This is a genomic window from Pseudomonas sp. WS 5051 (assembly GCF_012985715.1).
GTDB classification, from domain to species: domain Bacteria; phylum Pseudomonadota; class Gammaproteobacteria; order Pseudomonadales; family Pseudomonadaceae; genus Aquipseudomonas; species Aquipseudomonas bubulae.
Genome location: NZ_JAAQWV010000003.1, coordinates 358761 through 372087, shown reverse-complemented (window position 1 = coordinate 372087; position 13327 = coordinate 358761). Strand labels below are relative to the sequence as shown.

Sequence of the window (13327 nt, the reverse complement as noted above, 5' to 3'; positions counted from 1 at the left end):
AATAACGTCTCTCTCAATAATCGTCGCCGCCCATGCCTATAACACCGCTTGCCAGCCGTCCCCACGACCACTCTCATTGTGTCCATAGCGCCCTGACCGAGGCCGATGCCTTGTGTGCGCAAAAGGGCCTGCGCCTGACCGCCTTGCGTCGACGGGTGCTTGAGCTGGTGTGGCAAAGCCACAAGCCGCTGGGTGCCTACGACATTCTTGCAGTACTGAGCGAGCAGGATGGCCGTCGCGCTGCGCCGCCTACCGTTTATCGGGCTTTGGACTTCCTGCTCGACAATGGCCTGGTGCACCGCATTTCCTCACTCAACGCTTTTGTTGGCTGCAGCCACCCCGAGCACCCGCACCAGGGCCAGTTCCTGATTTGCCGCAACTGCCACGCCGCCATCGAGCTTGAGCAAAAGTCCATCAGCGACGCAATTATCAATAGCGCCCGGGATGTCGGCTTTACTGTCGAAGGCCAGACTGTCGAAGTGGTCGGTTTGTGTTCGGGTTGCCGGGAGGCCTGATGAGCGCTGCACTGATTCGCCTGCAACATGTCACTGTGACCTATGCCGGGCAAAACGTACTCGACAATATCGAGCTGAGCGTTGAACCGGGCCAGATCGTGACTCTGATCGGCCCCAACGGCGCCGGCAAGACCACGCTGGTCAAAGCCGTGCTCGGCCTGCTCAAGCCCACCAGCGGCAGCGTATGGCGCAAGCCCAAGCTGCGCGTGGGCTATATGCCGCAAAAGCTTCACGTTGACCCGACACTGCCATTGTCCGTGTTGCGCTTTTTGCGCCTGGTGCCCGGTGTAGACCGTGCCCAGGCCCTTGAGGCGCTAAAGGAAGTCGGTGCTGAAAAGGTCATCGATAGCCCGGTGCAAAGCGTGTCCGGTGGTGAAATGCAGCGCGTGCTGCTGGCCCGCGCCCTGCTGCGCAAGCCCGAATTGCTGGTGCTCGACGAGCCGGTGCAAGGCGTGGACGTGGCCGGTCAATCGGAGCTGTATGCCCTCATCACCCGCCTGCGCGACCGCCACGGCTGCGGCGTGCTGATGGTCTCCCACGATTTGCATCTGGTGATGAGCACCACCGATCAGGTGGTATGCCTCAACCGCCACGTCTGTTGTTCGGGCCATCCCGAGCAGGTGAGTGGTGACCCGGCTTTCGTTGAGCTATTTGGCAAAAACGCACAAAGCCTGGCGATTTATCACCACCATCACGACCATGCTCATGACTTGCATGGCTCAGTGGTTAGCGAAAATAACCCGGCGGCATCCGCCCACGTTCATGGAGAAGGCTGCAAGCATGGCTGATTTTCTGCTTTACGCCCTGCTGGCAGGTCTGGCTTTGGCAATAGTTGCAGGCCCTTTGGGGTCATTCGTGGTGTGGCGGCGCATGGCCTACTTCGGCGACACGTTATCGCACGCAGCCCTGTTGGGCGTAGCCCTGGGGTTCCTGCTGGATATCAGCCCGACCATTGCCGTGACCGTGGGCTGCCTGTTGCTGGCGGTGCTGTTGGTCACGCTGCAGCAGCGACAGTCGCTGGCATCCGACACACTGCTCGGAATTCTCGCCCCCAGCACCTTGTCCCTCGGGCTGGTCGTACTAAGCTTCATGCATGAAGTGCGGATCGACCTGATGGCGTATTTGTTTGGTGACCTGCTGGCCATCAGCCCAACCGACCTGATGTGGATCCTGGGTGGCAGCGCGACGGTTCTGGCCTTGCTGGTTGCACTGTGGCGACCATTGCTGGCGATCACCGTGCATGAAGAGCTGGCCATGGTTGAAGGCCTGCCCGTGGCGGCGTTACGATTGGCCTTGATGCTGTTGATTGCGGTGGTGATTGCCGTGGCGATGAAAATCGTCGGCGTGTTGCTGATTACCTCCTTGCTGATTATTCCGGCGGCCGCGGCCCAGCGTCATGCTCGCTCGCCGGAGCAAATGGCACTGGGCGCCAGCGCACTGGGCATATTGGCCGTAGTGGGTGGCCTTGCGCTGTCATGGTTTAAGGACACGCCAGCAGGCCCGTCGATTGTGGTGTGTGCCGCAGCACTGTTTTTGTTGAGTTTTGTTCTACCCCGTCGAGGGGTGTAGACTTGCTTGTTTTTTGCGCACTTAGAGAGCCGCAGGAATGAAGCTGTTCAACTCCCGTTACTTGCTCCTGGCCGCATTTTCTCTGCTGCTGGGCGCCTGCCAAAGCACGCCGTCGGCCGACACTACTGCCGCCGCCGCACGCGCTACGGCCATCGCACAGCTGGAGCAAAACCTGGCCAGCAGTGAACTCGCGACCGCTGAAGACCAATTGAGCGCCTTGCAGACGCAAACCCCGGATGATCCGCAGTTGGTGCAGTACCAGCGCCAACTGGCCGAGGCCTACCTGCAACGCAGCCAGATCGTCCTGCAAAAGGGTGATGTCAACGCGGCAGCTACCGCCCTGAGCCGTGCCCGCGCCCTGATGCCCAAGGCCCCTGCACTGACCGGTGGGGTCAATAGCGCCATTGCCCAGGCCCGCAAGGCCGAGCTGGACAAGGCTGAAGCCGCCCTCAAGGCTGCCGAGGCCCGACCACCGGCCAAGGTGATCGACCCGGCGGCCGAAAGCACCACCGTTGCACTGAACATCAACGATATTGCCAAACTTCGCCATCAACTGGATTTGATCGCGCAAGATATCGTCAATTACCAGTGCGCCGTCAGCCTGCAGGTTCCGCGTACGGCGGATTATCCATGGCTGGCCACACTGATCAGCAAGCGGGTTAAAAAGATCGACCCCGGGTTTGACCTCAAGCTGAACCGTCAAGTCATTCGCCACGTACCCGCACAAATGGTGCTGATCCCCAGCAAACCGGAATAAAACATCCGGGCATGAAAAACCCGTAGCAGCCAAAGGCTGCTACGGGTTTTTTGTTTTCGGCTAGGCCGGTATTGCCTTGGCCCTGGCCTCCCGTGACCACACGCGGTGTTGCCCGATGGCTGCAAAAAAGGCTTTTAGATCCTGGGCATCCTTGATCGCCAGCAACCCTTCATCTGCCTGTAGGTGCAGCACGTCCAGCAGTTGTCTGGCATCACCCTGCAAGGCGATGGCCTTGAGGTGCTTGTACGCTTCCAGCAGGTAGTGCAAGGCCACTCCGTCGCCGCTCAGTGCCTTGATCGACGCCGCGCCACCCGGTACGTACACCGCGTCGAACGCCACCGAAGGCAAGCCTTCCATCGACGCATCCACAGCCAGCAATGTGCCGTCAGCGGTTTTCACCGGGGCTGACGTCGGCCCCAGCAATTTGGCGTGGGCACCCTCTGCTGCAAGCGCCTGTTTCAGCGCATCGATCGCTTTGCCATCCACCCCGTTGGCCGCCAGGATCGCCACTTTTCGGGTTTTGATATTCCCTGCCAGCAGATTGGCCTGGCTCAGGGCCGGCGACTGGGTAAAGCGAGTCTTGCGCTCAGCTACCGTACCGGCCTTGGGTGCGGGCAAGCCCAGATTTTCGGCGACGCGCCTGGCCAGTCCCAAATCAATATTGGCCAGAATCTCATTCACCTGCCGCGCACGGATAGACTCGCGCTCAACTTTACCCAGCTCAAAGCTGTAGGCAGCAATGATGTGCTCTTGCTCATGGTTGCTCATGCTGTTGAAGAACAGCCGCGCCTGGGAGAAATGGTCACCGAATGATTCGCTGCGCTGACGGATTTTGTTGGCGTCGATGCGTTCCGGGTAACTCTCAAAACCGCCGTCACTGGCCGTCGGTGGGGTTTCTTTTGGCCAGCCGCCATCGATCGAGTTGGGTTCGTAGGCTGCACGCCCCTTGTGGAGGGTGCTGCGGTGCTGGGCATCACGCTGGTTGTTGTGGAATGGCGCCACCGGACGGTTGATCGGGATCTCATGAAAATTCGGCCCGCCAAGGCGACTGATCTGCGTATCCGTATAGGAAAACAGGCGCCCTTGCAGCAACGGGTCATTGGAAAAGTCGATCCCTGGAACAATGTGGCCAGGGCAGAAGGCGACTTGTTCGGTTTCTGCGAAAAAATTGTCCGGGTTGCGGTTGAGGACCATTTTTCCCAATGGCGTAATCGGTATCAGTTCTTCCGGGATCAGCTTGGTCGGGTCAAGGATATCGAAATCAAACTTATGCTCATCTTCCTCCGGGATGATCTGGACACCGAACTCCCACTCCGGGTAATCGCCCGTCTCAATGGCGTCCCACAGGTCACGGCGATGGAAGTCCGTGTCTTTGCCTGCGAGCTTCTGCGCTTCGTCCCACACCAACGAGCAAGTGCCTACACTTGGGCGCCAGTGAAATTTGACGAAGTTAGACTGGCCTTGCGCGTTGATGAAACGAAAGGTGTGCACGCCAAAGCCCTGCATGCTTCTCAGGCTTTTCGGAATGGCCCGGTCGGACATGGCCCAAATGACCATGTGAGCGGATTCCGGAACCAGTGAGACAAAGTCCCAGAAGGTGTCATGGGCCGAGCCGCCAGTAGGGATTTCATTGTGTGGCTCAGGTTTTACAGCATGTACAAAGTCTGGAAACTTCACCGCATCCTGTATGAAAAATACCGGCATATTGTTCCCGACCAGATCGAAGTTACCTTCGTCGGTGAAAAACTTGACCGCGAAACCGCGAACATCACGCACCGTATCCCCGGAGCCCCGCGGGCCTTGCACGGTGGAGAAACGCACGAATACAGGGGTTTGCTTGCCGGGGTCCTGCAAGAATCCTGCTTTGGTCAGTGCGCTGTGGGACTTGTACGCCTGAAAATAACCATGAGCACCAGTGCCTCGCGCATGCACGATGCGCTCGGGAATACGCTCATGGTCAAAATGCGTGATCTTCTCGCGCATGATGAAGTCTTCGAGCAGCGACGGCCCGCGCGAACCGGCCTTGAGGGTGTTCTGATTGTCAGCAATCTTCACCCCTTGGTTGGTTCGTAAGGCCTGATCGGTGGCGTCGTCGCGAAAGGTTTCAAGGCTTTCCAGTTTGACGTTGGTGTTACCACGATCCAGGGTGTCGGTGCCGGCCATCTGGCTCTTGTTGGAAGACGGTTTTTTGCTGCTCATCAGACTAAACTCCTTGTATGCGAAAGCCCTGTGATAAGGGCTTTGTAGACAAATACCGCCCAAGCGGATGCGAGTTGCCTAAGTACTGACGTGTGGCCGTTACCGTCGTTCCTTTTTTCTGACCTTTAGTCGTCTTATTGCCAAATCAAAGGTTTGTGCGCAAATAAATGCTAAGTGCATCTATACGGACAGGCTAAAATGCGCGCCCGGCTTACCGCTGAACTTCTATTTACGCGCCCACAAGGTTCGCTACGTGATTGAGTTTCATAACGTTCATAAAACTTACCGGGTTGCCGGTAAGGACATCCCCGCGCTGCACTCCACCACTTTGCGTGTTGAGAGCGGCCAGGTGTTCGGCCTGATAGGCCACTCCGGTGCGGGTAAAAGTACATTGCTGCGCCTGATCAACCGCCTCGAAACGCCGAGCGGCGGCAAAATCATCGTCGATAACGAAGACGTAACCGCGATGGACGCCAACGGCCTGCGCCGTTTCCGTCAGCAGGTCGGCATGATTTTCCAGCACTTCAACCTGCTGGCTTCCAAGACCGTGGCCGATAACGTCGCGATGCCTCTGACACTGGCCGGTGAATTGTCCCGCAGTGCCATTGATAAGCGCGTTGCAGAGTTGCTCGAGCGCGTGGGCCTGTCTGATCACGCCAAAAAATACCCGGCGCAACTTTCAGGCGGCCAAAAACAGCGTGTGGGCATTGCCCGTGCGCTGGCCACCAAGCCAAAAGTGTTGCTGTGCGACGAAGCCACCAGCGCCCTCGACCCGCAAACCACCGCCTCGGTGCTGCAATTGCTGGCCGAGATCAACCGTGAGCTGAAGTTGACCATCGTGCTGATCACCCACGAGATGGATGTTATCCGTCGCGTGTGTGACGAAGTGGCAGTGATGGACGCGGGGGTGATCGTTGAGCAAGGCCCGGTGGCCGATGTATTCCTGCACCCCAAGCACCCGACCACCAAACGTTTTGTGCAGGAAGACGAGCAGATCGACGAGAGTGAGCAGCGCGACGATTTCGCTCATGTACCTGGTCGCATCGTACGCCTGACCTTCCAGGGCGAAGCTACCTACGCACCGCTGCTGGGCACCATCGCCCGCGAAACAGGTGTGGACTACAGCATCCTGGCCGGTCGTATTGACCGCATCAAAGACACCCCTTATGGGCAATTGACCCTCGCCATCACCGGTGGCGATATGAAAGCGGCGTTCGCCCGCTTCGTTGCCGCTGACGTTCATATGGAGGTGCTGCGCTAATGGACGCTTTCTTGAGTTTTTTCTCCAATATCGACTGGCTGGAAATCTGGCTGGCTACCGGCGACACCCTGATGATGCTCGGCGGTTCGCTGCTGTTTACCATCGTGTTGGGCCTGCCGCTGGGCGTGCTGCTGTTTTTGTGCAGCCCGCGCCAACTGTTTGAACAAAAGGCGGTGTATGCCTTTCTTTCGCTGGCGGTGAACATTTTGCGGTCGCTGCCGTTCATCATCCTGCTGATTGTGATGATCCCCTTCACGGTACTGATTACCGGCACCTCGCTGGGCGTTGCCGGCGCCATCCCACCACTGGTGGTCGGCGCCACGCCGTTCTTCGCCCGTCTGGTGGAGACTGCCTTGCGTGAAGTGGACCGCGGCATCATCGAGGCGACCCAGGCCATGGGCGCCAGCACGCGGCAGATCATCACCAGCGCCCTGTTGCCTGAGGCGCGCCCTGGTATCTTTGCGGCGATCACCGTGACCGCCATTACCCTGGTGAGCTACACCGCGATGGCCGGTGTGGTGGGCGCAGGTGGTCTGGGCGATCTGGCGATCCGCTTCGGTTATCAGCGCTTCCAGACCGACGTGATGATCGTCACGGTGGTGCTGCTGCTGATTCTGGTGCAGATTCTGCAAACCGTTGGCGACAGGCTGGTGGTGCATTTTTCGCGCAAGTAAGTACCCCCCGGATTAATAAACGTAACCGCCAGCCTGTGGCTGGCAGATACCTGATTTCAGGTATTCCCAAGGAGTTGCTGCATGAAGAAGTTATTTGCTGCTGTGGCCGCTGTTGCGGCGTTCTCGGCCCACGCGGGCGATCTGTCGGTTGCGGCCACCCCAGTGCCTCACGCCGAAATCCTGGAGTTCGTGAAACCTGCACTGGCCAAAGAGGGTGTAAACCTCAAGGTCAAGGTGTTCACCGACTACATCCAGCCAAACGTGCAGGTGGCCGAAAAGCGCCTGGACGCCAACTTCTTCCAGCACCAACCGTACCTGGATGAGTTCAACAAGGCCAAGGGCACCCACCTGATCAACGTTGCAGCCGTTCACCTGGAGCCGCTGGGCGCTTACTCGAGCAAGTACAAAAAGCTGGATGAAATCAAAGACGGTTCTACCGTGGTGATCCCGAATGACGCCACCAACGGCGGCCGTGCGCTGTTGTTGCTGGATAAGGCCGGGCTGATTACGCTCAAGGACAAGACCAACATCCTGTCGACCCCCAAAGACATTACCGCCAACCCCAAGAAGCTGAAGTTCCGCGAGTTGGAAGCAGCCACCATTCCACGGGTGCTGACCCAGGTTGATCTGGCGCTGATCAACACCAACTACGCGCTGGAAGCCAAGCTGAACCCGGAAACAGACGCACTGGTCATCGAAGGCAGCGACTCGCCTTACGTGAATATTCTGGTGGCTCGCCCGGATGACAAGGACTCGGCTGACATGCAAAAGCTGGTTGCAGCCCTGCACAGCCCGGAAGTGAAAGCGTTCATTCTTGAGAAGTACAAAGGCGCCATCGTTCCGGCGTTCTGACACCCACTGTCGGAGCAATCCCGCCCCTCTGTGGGAGCGGGCTTGCTCGCGATGGCATCATTGCGGTTTGTCTGAAAGACCGTGTCGCCTGCATCGCAGGCAAGCCAGCGCCCACCCAGTAACCTGCAGCCCCCCTCCTTACTTGCGTTCAACCAATCCCGGCAACTGGGCAACCATCTTCTGGTTGTTGAACGGTGCGCGGATAAACCCTCGCTGAGTGCCGTCCGGCCCGATCAGCGCCAGATTGCCACTGTGATCCACCGTGTAGTTCGCCTTGCTGGTATCGGCGGGAATAAACGGGATGCTCACCGCGTTGGCGAGTGTCTGCAGCTCTTCAATGGAGCCCGGCGTCAGCCCCACAAACTGCGGGTCAAAGTAGCCCAGGTATTGCTTGAGCTGCTGCGGCGTGTCGCGATGGGGATCAACGCTGACCAGCACGATCTGCAGCTTGTCCTGTACCTCTTTGGGTAGCTCGCTTTTGATCTGGCGCAGTTGGGCGAGGGTGGTCGGGCAAATGTCCGGGCAGAAGGTGTAGCCAAAAAACAGCATGCTCCACTTGCCTTTCAGCGCGTTCATCACCACCGGCTGACCATCCTGGTTGGTCATCGTCACGTCCGGCAGTTGGCGGCTTTGCGGCAGCAAAATGATCCCGGCATCGATCAGCGACGTGTTATCGCCCTGGTTTTTACCCGACATCATTTTGTTAAACGTCAGGCCCATGACCAAGGCCACCAGCGCAACGAGAATAAAGACGGTCTTTTGAATTTTAGTCATAGGTTCAACATCAGATAGTGGTCGACAAGCAGCGCGATAAACAGCAGGAACAGGTAGTAGATAGAGTACTTGAACGTGTTGATCGCCGCGTGCGGCTGGGTGCCACGGTACAGCACCCACGCCCAATGCAGAAAGCGTGCGCCCAACCCTAGCGCACAGCCCAGATAGAGCAAGCCGCTCATATGGATCACAAACGGCAGCAGACTCACTGCCAGCAGGGCACAGGTGTACAGCAGGATATGCACCTTGGTGTAGTGTTCGCCGTGAGTGACCGGCAGCATCGGGATATCGGCCTTGGCGTATTCTTCCTTGCGATGAATGGCCAGGGCCCAGAAATGCGGCGGGGTCCAGGCGAAGATGATCAACACCAGCAGCAACGGCTCGGCGGTGACCTGCCCGGTAACCGCCACCCAACCCAGCAGCGGTGGGGCAGCCCCGGCGAGCCCCCCGATAACGATATTTTGCGGTGTGGCCCGTTTCAAAAAACCGGTGTAGATCACCGCATAGCCGAGCAACGACGCCAGCGTCAGCCAGGCTGTCAGCGGATTGGTAAACACCAGCAGCAATCCCATGCCCGCCAGCGCCAGCAACAGAGCGAAGGTCAGCGCAGCAACCGGCGACACTCGCCCCTGTGCCAGCGGGCGCTTGTGGGTGCGGGCCATGACGGCGTCAATGCGCCGGTCCACTACATGATTGACCGCGGCCGCAGCACCGGCACACAGGCTGATGCCCAGATTGCCGAAGATCAGCACCGGCCAGGGCACGCCGGCGCGGGTCGCCAGGAACATGCCCACCAGCGACGTAATCAGCATCAAGACCAGCACCTTGGGCTTGGTCAGCTCCAGATAATCGCGCCACAACGCCCGCTGTGCCTGCTCGCCCATCAAGGTCGCCACGGTTGTTCTCCTTTGAGGCTGTAGGTCCAGCGGGAAAATCGTGGCGCCCGGGCCCGTACCAGCACTGCGCGTGCGTGGTAATTGACCAGCACCAGGGTCAGCAGCAAAGCCGCACCCCCGGCGTTGTGGGCCACCGCCACTGCCAGCGGCAAGCCAAACAGCACATTGCTCAGGCCCAGGCCGATCTGTGCCGCCAGCGCCACCAGCAGTAACCCCGCAAGACGGCTCATGCCGACCTTGCGCAATTGCCAGGCCAGACCCAGCAGCACGCCGGTCAGCAGCATGGCGCCCAAACGATGGGTGAGGTGAATCGCTGTACGGGCTTCGCTGTCCAGTTGCCCACCCAGATAGTTGGGGCCAATGTGCTGAGTCAGATGAAAACCATTGGCGAAATCGGCTTCAGGCCACCATTGGCCATGGCAGGTCGGCACATCAACACACGCCACGGCGGCATAGTTGGAGCTGACCCATCCCCCCAATGCGATCTGCAGGATTGCCAGCATCAGCCCGGCGCTGGCCCAACGTTGCAAACGCCGCGGTACCGCCAGCGCGGGCAATACGCCAGAGAGGCGCAAGGTCAGCAAAAACAGCAAACTCAAGGTGGCAAAGCCGCCGAGCAGATGCCCGGTGACAACCTGCGGCCATAGTTTGAGCGTCACCGTCCACATGCCAAAGGCCGCCTGGGCGATCACCACCAGCAGGATAAACAGCGGCAGCTTGAGCGGCTGATCGGGCAAGTGCCGCTGCCGCCAGGCCCGGGCCGCCAGCAGTGCGATCAACAGGCCCAGGGTGCCAGCGAAGTAACGATGGGTCATCTCGCTCCACCCTTTATCGGCCTCCACCGGGGTATCGGGAAAATGCAGCTCGGCATGGGCCAGTTGCGCCTCGGTCTTGGGCACGCTGATAAAACCGTAGCAGCCCGGCCAGTCAGGGCAGCCCAGCCCTGCATGGGTCAGGCGGGTGTAGGCGCCGAGCAGCACCACCACCAGCGCCAGCAAGGTGGCAAGCAAGGCGAGACGAAATCCGGCTTTGGCCATGGCGTAGCCCTCTATCCGATATTGGACAGCTTCAGCAGCAGGCGCAGGTCGTTGAGCACGTCCTTGCCGATCACCCCGTAGGCGTAGCGCAGCACCAGATTGCCGTGGGGGTCGATGATCCACAGTTGCGCTGCACCGTTGCCCTCGGCACCCTGCGTATAAGTTGGCAGGTCCAGGGCGTAGCGCTGCAGTTGCGGGTATTCGAGTTGCAGCTTGGCCGCGTAGGCCGCATCTACGGGGTGTGCCGCTGCCAGTGCGTGGGTTGCGCGGGAGGCATCGCGACCCAGGCCGATCTGCAGCTGGCGGGCCAGGTACACCAGTTGCTGGCAATCCGTAGCGCAACCCTGAGGCGCGGTCACCAGCAGCTGCCAGCGTTGTTCATCGGCCGTCACCCCAAGGGCAGCGCGGCTTTGCCCGTTGCCGATTAGCTCGCCGTGGTAGCTGCGGCTTTCGGGCAGCCAGAATTTGAGTTGGTACATGCACGTGGCCAGCACCATCGGGCCGACGGTGAGCAGCAAAATAAGGATCAGTTGCAAGCGCCCGCGCCGTCGTGTGGTCGGGGGCAGGGTGCGTGTGCTTTCAGGCGGATTGATGGCCGTTCCCATGGCGTTTCTCCTGAGCAGTGTGCCAGCCGAGATACAGATAAAGACCGAGTAACGCCAGTGCCATGGCGAACCATTGCACGGCATAGGCGGTGTGTTTTTCCGGGCCCATGCCCGTGGAGATCAGTGGCCAGTCGGCCAGATACGCTGCGGGCCCGGGGGCGATGCGCACCTCGTCGGCAAAGCCTTCACGGCCCAGTTCGGCCCACAGTTTGGCTGGCATCACAGCCGTCACCAGCCGTGGCCAGGGTGCGCCCAGCGGGTCGGGGTGCAGCTGGAAGGGCGCTCCCGGTGATTCGTAGACCCAGGCCTGAATATCCAGTATCTGCTCCGGGGTGCTGAACTCGGGTGGCTTAAGGCGGCTCGGCCATGGCAACCAGCCGCGATTAAGCCACAGCCACTGGCCGCTGGCCTGATCCTGAAAGGGCTGCAGCAACTCCACACCGACCTTGCCATCGCGCATACGGTTGTCCAGGAGCAGGCTGTGTTGACCGTCGAAATGGCCGCGCAGCTGCACGCGGCGAAAGGCCGGATCATCGAAGGTGAGCAATTGCCCGACGGTCACCGGTGCAGCCACCTGACGCTCGGCGTAGTGGTTGAGCAACTCACGCTTTTGCTCGCCCCGGTCAAGCTGCCAGAAGCCCAGAAACACCAGCAGCGGCAGCACCGCCAACACCACCAGCGTGGGGGCAAAACCAGGGCGAAAGCGCGTCATAGCACGTAAACAAACAAGAACAGGCCGAGCCACACAACATCAACAAAATGCCAGTACCAGGTTGCGGCCTGGAATCCGAACTGGTGCTCGGCATTGAAGTGACCGCGCACAATACGGATCAGCATGATCAGCAAAATCAGCGCGCCGATGGTCACGTGGGCACCGTGAAAACCGGTGAGCATAAAGAAGGTCGCACCGTAGATGCCTGAGCCCAGAGTCAAACCCAGCTCTTTGTAGGCGTGGACATATTCCTCGGCCTGGAACCCCAGGAAGCCTGCACCCAGCAACACCGTCAGCCCCAGCCAGAACTTCAGCGCGCCGCGATGGCCTTTGTTCAATGCATGGTGGGCGATGGTCAGGGTGACGCTGGAACTGACCAGCAATACGGTGTTGAGCAGCGGCAAGCCCCACGGGCTGATGGTCCCTTTGGGGGGCGGGTACAGGGCAGGGTCGGGGGTGTGCAGCAGTGGCCAGGTGAACTGAAAGTCGGGCCACAGCATATGTGCCACTGCCTTGCTGCCTTCGCCCCCCAACCACGGGCCGGCAAAGTGGCGTACATAAAACAGCGCACCAAAAAAGGCGAGAAAGAACATCACCTCGGAAAAAATAAACCAGGTCATGCCCCAGCGAAAGGAGCGGTCGAGCTGCGAGCTGTAAAGCCCGGCGCGACTCTCTTTGATCACCGCGCCAAACCAGCCGAACATCATGTAGGCAACGATCAGACCGCCGACGAAAAAGATCAGCGGCCCGTGGGATTCAGGCCGCGCCGCCTTCAGATCGTTGAACCATGTCCCCAGTCCATACACCGTGACCAGCAAGCCAATGGTGGCAATGATCGGCCACTTGCTTTGCGCCGGGACGTAGTACTGATCGTGAGTTGCCATGGGGCGTTCTCCTTATCGGGAAGGCTGGTCAGCGGCCTTGCCGGCGATGGCGGCGACGGGCGGATGGCGAGCGGTGATATCGAACAGCGTGTAAGCCAGCGTCAGGTGTTTCACATCCTTGGGCATGGCCTGATCGACGATAAAGCGCATGGGCATTTCGATCCGTTCACCCGGTTGCAGCACCTGTTGGGTAAAGCAAAAGCACTCGGTCTTGTGGAAGTACCGGGCCGCTTCGGCGGGCGAAATGCTCGGCACTGCCTGCGCTGACATCGGTTGACCGGTAGGGTTGTAGGCAACAAAGACCATCTCGTTGACCGCGCCCGGATTGACCACCAGTTGATCGCCCTTGGGGTAGAACTCCCACACCATGTCGATGGCATTGGTAGACAGGAATTGCACCCGTACCTGACGGCTCGGGTCGACCACTTGCTCCCCTTCGTACTGCCCGGCGGTCTTGCCATTGATGCCAAAGGCCCTGCACATCACGTCGTAAATCGGCACCAGGGCAAAGCCGAAGGCAAACATCACCACCACCAGCAGCGACAGGCGCAGGACCAGGCGTTTGATGGGGGTTGAGTTGTTCACGCTTGAT

General features: G+C 59.6%; 14 protein-coding genes and 1 pseudogene. 7 read left to right on the top strand and 8 right to left on the bottom strand.

From position 1 onward, the window contains the following. The first annotated feature begins 32 nt into the window (after positions 1-32). From HBN79_RS06520 to HBN79_RS06505, 4 genes are read left to right on the top strand one after another with little or no spacing between them, the layout of a single operon-like run. Positions 33-515, top strand: a complete 483-nt coding sequence (locus HBN79_RS06520) for a Fur family transcriptional regulator (RefSeq protein WP_094999679.1) — start codon at positions 33-35, stop codon at positions 513-515. Beyond that, positions 515-1303 carry a zinc ABC transporter ATP-binding protein ZnuC gene (gene znuC / locus HBN79_RS06515; RefSeq protein ID WP_094999680.1) on the top strand — a complete coding sequence of 263 codons (789 nt, stop codon included), beginning with the start codon at positions 515-517 and terminating at the stop codon, positions 1301-1303. Before HBN79_RS06520 ends, znuC begins: the two co-directional genes overlap by 1 nt. After that, positions 1296-2084, top strand: a complete 789-nt coding sequence (gene znuB / locus HBN79_RS06510; protein WP_094999681.1) for a zinc ABC transporter permease subunit ZnuB — start codon at positions 1296-1298, stop codon at positions 2082-2084. Before znuC ends, znuB begins: the two co-directional genes overlap by 8 nt. A gap of 37 nt (positions 2085-2121) precedes the next feature. Further along, positions 2122-2841: a PA5502 family lipoprotein gene (locus HBN79_RS06505; protein ID WP_095020625.1), complete on the top strand. Its 720-nt coding sequence runs from the start codon at positions 2122-2124 to the stop codon at positions 2839-2841. 60 nt (positions 2842-2901) lie between these two features. Here the strand turns inward: HBN79_RS06505 and katE are convergent, their stop codons facing one another. After that, on the bottom strand, positions 2902-5094 hold the full coding sequence (katE, locus tag HBN79_RS06500; RefSeq protein WP_288143078.1) for a catalase HPII: 2193 nt from the start codon (positions 5092-5094) through the stop codon (positions 2902-2904). A gap of 199 nt (positions 5095-5293) precedes the next feature. Here katE and HBN79_RS06495 point away from each other — a divergent pair, with 199 nt between their 5' ends. From HBN79_RS06495 to HBN79_RS06485, 3 genes are all read left to right on the top strand, one after another. Continuing rightward, positions 5294-6301: a methionine ABC transporter ATP-binding protein gene (locus tag HBN79_RS06495; protein ID WP_094999684.1), complete on the top strand. Its 1008-nt coding sequence runs from the start codon at positions 5294-5296 to the stop codon at positions 6299-6301. Then, complete coding sequence (locus tag HBN79_RS06490; protein ID WP_094999685.1) at positions 6301-6975, top strand: methionine ABC transporter permease; 675 nt, start codon at positions 6301-6303, stop codon at positions 6973-6975. Before HBN79_RS06495 ends, HBN79_RS06490 begins: the two co-directional genes overlap by 1 nt. An 81-nt stretch (positions 6976-7056) precedes the next feature. Further along, positions 7057-7827, top strand: coding sequence for a MetQ/NlpA family ABC transporter substrate-binding protein (locus HBN79_RS06485; RefSeq protein ID WP_094999686.1), 771 nt, complete (start codon positions 7057-7059; stop codon positions 7825-7827). A gap of 138 nt (positions 7828-7965) precedes the next feature. On the opposite strand, the gene HBN79_RS06480 is transcribed toward HBN79_RS06485, so the two are convergent. The 7 genes and pseudogenes from HBN79_RS06480 to HBN79_RS06450 form a co-directional block, all read right to left on the bottom strand. Continuing rightward, complete coding sequence (locus HBN79_RS06480; RefSeq protein WP_095026812.1) at positions 7966-8601, bottom strand: SCO family protein; 636 nt, start codon at positions 8599-8601, stop codon at positions 7966-7968. Further along, positions 8598-9497 (bottom strand): heme o synthase, encoded by a 900-nt coding sequence (gene cyoE / locus HBN79_RS06475; RefSeq protein WP_094999688.1) that lies wholly within the window; start codon positions 9495-9497, stop codon positions 8598-8600. Before cyoE ends, HBN79_RS06480 begins: the two co-directional genes overlap by 4 nt. Before the next feature lie 53 nt (positions 9498-9550). Beyond that, a pseudogene (locus tag HBN79_RS06470) lies at positions 9551-10534 on the bottom strand (COX15/CtaA family protein); the annotation flags it as partial. Between the two features lie 11 nt (positions 10535-10545). Beyond that, positions 10546-11139, bottom strand: a complete 594-nt coding sequence (locus tag HBN79_RS06465) for a hypothetical protein (RefSeq protein ID WP_169916460.1) — start codon at positions 11137-11139, stop codon at positions 10546-10548. Next, a complete protein-coding gene (locus tag HBN79_RS06460) occupies positions 11114-11851 on the bottom strand; it encodes an SURF1 family protein (protein ID WP_094999691.1) in 738 nt (245 codons plus the stop codon). Before HBN79_RS06460 ends, HBN79_RS06465 begins: the two co-directional genes overlap by 26 nt. Then, complete coding sequence (locus tag HBN79_RS06455; RefSeq protein ID WP_094999692.1) at positions 11848-12735, bottom strand: cytochrome c oxidase subunit 3; 888 nt, start codon at positions 12733-12735, stop codon at positions 11848-11850. Before HBN79_RS06455 ends, HBN79_RS06460 begins: the two co-directional genes overlap by 4 nt. A 12-nt stretch (positions 12736-12747) precedes the next feature. After that, entirely contained in the window at positions 12748-13320 is a 573-nt protein-coding gene (locus HBN79_RS06450) for a cytochrome c oxidase assembly protein (RefSeq protein ID WP_095017881.1), read from the bottom strand. Positions 13321-13327 lie beyond the last annotated feature (7 nt).